Here is a 6,006-nt window from a genome sequence, read left to right on the forward strand (position 1 = left end):
CCCCTGGAATCTCCGGGCGTTAAGTCAGGCGGTGGCCAGCGGCGGAGTTGCCGTGTCCTCAACGTGCCGGATCTCCAGGGCCTCCGGATCCAGCAGCTTCCGCGTGCCGGTCCTGGCATCCAGGATCCAGAAGAGTTCGAGGGCCGGTACGACGTCGGTCACCCGGCCGCGGTGGAAGAGCTTGCCCCGGTGCCACGCTTCGATCTGGTCCCCGATGCGAAGCTGGGCGGTACGTATTCCTTGTGCCTCCATAATGGGCTGCCTCCTGCTGTTGTATCCCCGTAAGCACAGCTTGCCGCGGACACGTTGCCGGAGTGTTTCCGCCCGGTGTTTTTTCTGTGTCGGCAGGAGGCCCGCTCAGTCCTCCACCGGGAACGCGACGCCCTCGCCCACCACGCGCAGGCACAACTCCATCCCGGGCCGGGCGATGGAGGCGTTCCAGTGCCGGATGGTGATGATTTCGCCGCCGCCAGGGTACCGGTGGTCGGCGTGTTCGGCCACTTCCTTGGGCACGTTCAGCTTCAGCCGCACCGTGGTTTCGGGACCGAAATAGTCGGTGTCCACCACTACGCCACGGATAGGGCCGTCCTCGGCGATCCGGATCTGTTCGGGCCGCAGCATGAGCTGGACGCGGCCCTGGGCCGGCGGCCTGCGGACCGGGATGCCGCCCAGCGAGCAGGTGGCCAGGGACCCTTCCAGCCAGGCGTCCAGGATGACGGCGTCACCCAGGAACTCGGCGGTGGCACGGTCCGCGGGGCGGGTGTACACCACGAACGGGTTTCCGATCTGGGCCAGCTTGCCGCCCCGCATCACCGCCACCTGGTCGGCGAAGGAGAGAGCCTCGGCCTGGTCGTGCGTGACCAGGATGGTGGTGACCCCGTGTTCGGCCAGGACCTTGGCCACGGCGCGGCGGGTTGCCACGCGCAGGCCGGCGTCCAGGGCGGAGAACGGCTCGTCCAGCAGCATCAGTTCGGGTTCGCGCGCGAGCGCCCGGGCCAGGGCCACGCGCTGCTGCTGGCCGCCGGAGAGCTGGTGCGGGCGGCGCTTGGCCATCGAGGCGTCCAGCGACACCATCTCGAGCAGCTCAGCCACGCGCGCTGCCACGGCGCGGCGGCCGCCGTCGAGCTTGGCCGGGTTCAGGCCAAAGGCGACATTCTGGCCTACGGTGAGGTGCGGGAACAGGGCGCCGTCCTGGGCCACGTAGCCGATGTGCCGTTTGTGCGCCGGAAGCCAGGCGCCGTCCCCGGCCACGAGGGTTCCGTTGAGTGAAATGGTTCCGGTGTCCGGGTGTTCAAACCCGGCGATCAGGCGCAAGAGCGTGGTCTTGCCCGAGCCGGAGGGGCCCACGATTGCAGTGGTTCCGCCCTTGGCCACGGACAGGTTGACGCCCTTCAGGACCGCCTGTGACCCGAAGTTCTTGGTGACGTCCGTGATCTGCAGGTGGCTGTTGGTGGTTGCTGCCACGGAGGGGGCGACCCGCGGCTCAGGCAGCCTGCGCGTGGATGGTGCTGTCACTGTCCGGCTACTTTCTTGGACTGTTGGAAGAGGAGGTAGGTCATGGGGGCCGAGAGCAGGATCATCAGCAGCGCGTAGGGGGCGGCCCCGACGTAGTCGATCTCGCTGCTCTTGATCCAGAACTCGGTGGCCAGGGTCCTGGTGCCGTTGGGGGACAGCAGCAAGGTGGCGGTGAGCTCGTTCGCGATGGCCAGGAACACCAGGGCCGCACCGCCGGCGGCCGCGGGGGCGGTGAGCCGCAGCGTGACCCGGATGAATGCCAGCAGCGGGGGCTTGCCCAGCGCCTGGGCGGCCTCGTCGAGTTCCTTGGGGGCCTGCGCCAGGCCGGCCCGCAGGTTAACCAGGGCGCGGGGCAGGAACAGCAGCACGTACGCGGCCACCAGTACCCCGGCCGTCTGGTAGATGCCGGGGACCACGCGGATGCTCACGGTGACGAACGCGAGGGCGACCACGATGCCGGGCATGGAGCTGGTGACGTAGTTGGACAGTTCCAGGGACTTGCTGAACCAGCCGGGACGCCGGACCGCGAGGTAGGCCATCGGGAAGGCCACTACGGTCGTGGCCGCGGCACCTGCGATCCCGTACCAGAACGTGGCCAGGAGGGCGGGGAGGAACTCGGCCGCGGTCCAGGCGCCGGCCCCGCCGGCCGCGGTCCAGCGCAGCACGTAGTACAGGGGCAGCCCGAACGCGAGAGCCGTCAGGGCGAGGAGGAAGAGCTGGGCGGGGACCTGGTAGGCGTGCAGCGGCAGCCGCAGCGCCTTGGCCTGCGCGCCGGAGCCGATCCGTGCGTAGCGCGCAGTCCCGCGGCTGCGCACCTCAGCCACCAGCAGGAGCAGGCAGAAGAACACCAGCACGCTGGCCAGCATGTTGCCCGCCGCGCCGTTGAAGGTGGACCGGTACTGGGTCATGATCGCGGTGGTGAAGGTGTCGAACCGGATCATGGCGAAGGCGCCGTATTCGGCGAGCAGGTGCAGCCCCACCAGCAGTGCCCCGCCGGTCATCGCGATCCGGAGCTGGGGGAGCACCACCCGGAAAAACGACCGCCAGGCGCCCAGCCCCAGGGCTGCGGCGGACTGCTCGATGGCCGGGTCCAGGCGGCTCAAGGTTGCGGCGGCCGGAATGTAGACCAGGGGGAAGTAGGACAGCGTGGAGATCAGGATCCCGGAGCCCAGGCCGCCCAGCGACGGGATCGCCGAGACCCAGGCGTAGCTGTTGACGAACGCCGGGATGGCCAGCGGCGCCGCCAGCAGCACCGCCCAGATCCGGTGGCCCCGCAGCTTGGTCCGCTCCACCAGCCAGGCCCCGGCCACGCCAAGCAGCAGGCACAGCGGGATGGTGGCTGCCATGAGCAGCAGGGTGTTCAGCAGCAGTTCGCCCACGCGGGGCCGGAGGATGAGCGCGACGGCGGTGTCCCACCCGGTTGCCACCGTCATGTAGGCGACGTATCCCAGGGGGACGAGGGAGAACAGGGCGATCAGCACCGCCAGGATGGACACAGCGGAAACGCCGAAAGGCGGGCGGGGGCGCTTGCCCCGGCCCGCCGTCGTCGTGCCCTGCCTTGGCGGAGCCGATAGATCGGTGGTCACTGACTTAGAGGAGTCCTGCCTGGGTCATCAGGTCGCTGACCTTCTGGGAGTTGAGCTTGGCGGCGTCGACCTTGGGGGCCTGCAGGTCCTTGATGGGGAGGAGCTTGTCGTTGGCGGGGACGTCGGAGCCGATGGCGTACTCGAAGGACGTTCCGTTCTTCAGGACTTCCTGGCCCTTCTTGCCGGTGATGAACTTCAGGAACTGCTGGGCAGCCGCCGCGTTCTTGGAGGACTTCAGCACGCCGCCGCCGGAGACGGACAGGAACGCGCCCGGGTCCTCGTTCTTGAAGTAGTACGGGGTGACGTTGTTGGAGTTCTCGCCGGTCTTGGCCTGGTCGCCGTAGTAGTAGTAGTGGTAGATCAGCGCGGCATCCACTTCACCGGCGTTGACAGCCTTCATGGCCGTGCTGTTGCCCTTGTACGCCTTGGAGTTGTCCTTCATGGCCTTCAGCCATTCCTCGGTGGCGGCTTCGCCCTTGAGTTCCAGCAGCGCGGAGACGATGGCCTGGAAGTCGGCGCCGGTGGGCGAGGCGGCCCACTTGCCCTTCCACTCCGGCTTGGCCAGGTCAAGCATGGACTTGGGCAGCTGGTCCTCGGTGAGCTTGGTCTTGTTGTACACCAGGACGGTGGAGCGGGCGGCGATGCCCGTCCACTTGCCGGTGGACGGCGAGAACTCGGAAGGGACCTGGGCCAGGGTGTCCTTGTCCACGTCCGCAAACAGCCCGGCGTTCTCCACCTGCGTCATGGCGGGGGAGTTCTCGGTGAGGAACACGTCGGCGGGGGAAGCCTGGCCTTCCTGGACGATCTGGTTGGACATCTCGGTGTCGTCACCCTGGCGGAGGGTCACCTTGATGCCGGTTTCCGCGGTGAAGGCGTCAACCCATTCCTTGGTGAGGCTCTCGTGCTGGGCGTTGTAGACCGTGATCTCACCGGCGGAGGAGCCGCCGGACGCTGCGGAGGAGCTGCCACCTGCGGGGGTGCCGCCGCCGCAGGCGGTCAGGCCGAGGGCTGCGGTGGCGGCGAGTGCGATGCCGGCCAGCGCGCTGTTGCGGATCTTCATTGAGGCTGCTTTCGTGGGAAAAAGTCTGCGTGGACCTGCGTCCTGGAAGGCATCCGGGAAGGGTGCCCCTGTCAGGAAACTGTAGGGTAGGCAAACCTAAGCATAAAGCCAGAAAGCGCTTTAAGTGACGAGGTTCACATCGATTACGAAAACGTTGCGTGACGTAATTGCCGGAGCCTCCTAGTGGCTCCGGCGCAGGGCCCGGCATACCGCCGCTAATTCGTCTCCGCTGCGCAAATTCCCCAGCGCACCCCAAATATCAGGCGCGTGAGTGCTTTTGCGCGTCGAAAATCGGTCACCGGGCCCGGAACATGCTCGACGGCGGCACCCGCGTGAGTGCCGCCGTCGAACGTTCCCCGGTTACTCGTTGGGGTTGGGGGACCGGACGTCCTTCTCGCCGATGTCTGCTGCCCCCAGCACGTCCGCCGTGGGGCCGTGCACCGGTGGATGCTCGCGGATGCTCAGCTCCGGGTGGTGCAGGTCCAGGGCGGGGCGCTCGGAACGGATCCGGGGGAGCGAGGTGAAGTTGTGGCGCGGCGGAGGGCAGGACGTGGCCCACTCCAGGGAGGCGCCGAAGCCCCATGGATCGTCCACCGTGACCTTCCGGCCCGTGCGCCAGGTGATGTAGACGTTCCACAGGAACGGGATCAGCGACGCGCCCAGCAGGTAGGAGCCGAGGGTGGAGAACTGGTTCATGCCCGTGAAGTTGTCCTCGGGCATGTAGTCCGCGTACCGCCGGGGCATTCCCAGGGCGCCCAGCCAGTGCTGGATCAGGAACGTGGCATGGAAGCCCAGGAACAGCATCCAGAAGTGGATCTTGCCCAGGCGCTCGTTGAGCATCTTCCCGGTGAACTTGGGCCACCAGAAGTAGAACCCGGCGAACATGGCGAACACCACCGTGCCGAACACCACGTAGTGGAAGTGTGCCACCACGAAGTAGGAGTCCGAGACGTGGAAGTCCATGGGCGGCGAGGCCAGGATGATGCCCGTCAGCCCGCCGAAGAGGAACGTTGCAAGGAACCCCATGCTCCACAGCATCGGGGTCTCGAACGTTAAGGACCCGCCCCACATTGTGCCGATCCAGTTGAAGAACTTCACGCCCGTGGGGACCGCGATGAGCATGGTCATGAAGGCAAAGAACGGCAGGAATACAGCGCCGGTGACGTACATGTGGTGCGCCCACACGGTCATCGAAAGGGCGGCGATGGCGATGGTGGCGTACACCAGGCCCTTGTAGCCGAAGATCGGCTTCCGGCTGAAGACCGGGAAGATCTCGGAGACGATGCCGAAGAACGGCAGCGCAATGATGTACACCTCGGGGTGGCCGAAGAACCAGAACAGGTGCTGCCACAGGATGGCGCCGCCATTGGCGGGGTCGAAGATATGGGCGCCGAACTTCCGGTCCGCGCCGAGCGCGAACAGGGCGGCGGCCAGCGGCGGGAACGCCATGATCACCAGGATGGCGGTGACCAGGGTGTTCCAGGTGAAGATCGGCATCCGCCACATGGTGAGCCCGGGGGCCCGCATGCAGATGATGGTGGTGATGAAGTTGACCGCGCCGAGGATGGTGCCGAAGCCGGACAGCGCCAGGCCGAACACCCACAGGTCACCGCCCACGCCCGGGGTGAAGGTGGTGTTGGACAGCGGGGCGTAGGCGAACCAGCCGAAGGACGCCGAGCCCTGCGGGGTGATGAAGCCGGAGACGGCGATGGTGGAGCCGAACAGGAAGAACCAGAACGCCAGCGCGTTCAGGCGGGGGAACGCCACGTCCGGGGCGCCGATCTGCAGCGGCATGATCACGTTGGCGAACCCGGCGAACAGCGGGGTGGCGAACATCAGCAGCAT

Annotated in this window: 5 protein-coding genes; all 5 read right to left on the bottom strand. The window is 67.1% G+C overall.

What is annotated here, in order from left to right; genetic code table 11:
- Positions 1-24: 24 nt before the first annotated feature.
- Positions 25-252, bottom strand: a complete 228-nt coding sequence (locus tag AC3IMC_RS14480; RefSeq protein ID WP_490919229.1) for a hypothetical protein — start codon at positions 250-252, stop codon at positions 25-27.
- Between the two features lie 105 nt (positions 253-357).
- Positions 358-1,515: an ABC transporter ATP-binding protein gene (locus AC3IMC_RS14485; protein ID WP_490919231.1), complete on the bottom strand. Its 1,158-nt coding sequence runs from the start codon at positions 1,513-1,515 to the stop codon at positions 358-360.
- Complete coding sequence (locus tag AC3IMC_RS14490) at positions 1,512-3,101, bottom strand: ABC transporter permease (RefSeq protein ID WP_490919232.1); 1,590 nt, start codon at positions 3,099-3,101, stop codon at positions 1,512-1,514. Before AC3IMC_RS14490 ends, AC3IMC_RS14485 begins: the two co-directional genes overlap by 4 nt.
- A gap of 4 nt (positions 3,102-3,105) precedes the next feature.
- Positions 3,106-4,161, bottom strand: a complete 1,056-nt coding sequence (locus AC3IMC_RS14495) for an iron ABC transporter substrate-binding protein (RefSeq protein ID WP_490919233.1) — start codon at positions 4,159-4,161, stop codon at positions 3,106-3,108.
- 360 nt (positions 4,162-4,521) lie between these two features.
- On the bottom strand, positions 4,522-6,006 hold a 1,485-nt coding region (gene ctaD, locus AC3IMC_RS14500), incomplete at its 5' end, for an aa3-type cytochrome oxidase subunit I (RefSeq protein ID WP_490919234.1).

The sequence above is a fragment of the Arthrobacter sp. E70 genome (assembly GCF_058266945.1).

Bases quoted from the DNA above. Each gene is read 5' to 3' on its own strand.
- AC3IMC_RS14480 (WP_490919229.1), bottom strand. From the start codon at position 252: ATGGAGGCACAAGGAATACGTACCGCCCAGCTTCGCATCGGGGACCAG.
- AC3IMC_RS14495 (WP_490919233.1), bottom strand. From the start codon at position 4,161: ATGAAGATCCGCAACAGCGCGCTGGCCGGCATCGCACTCGCCGCCACC.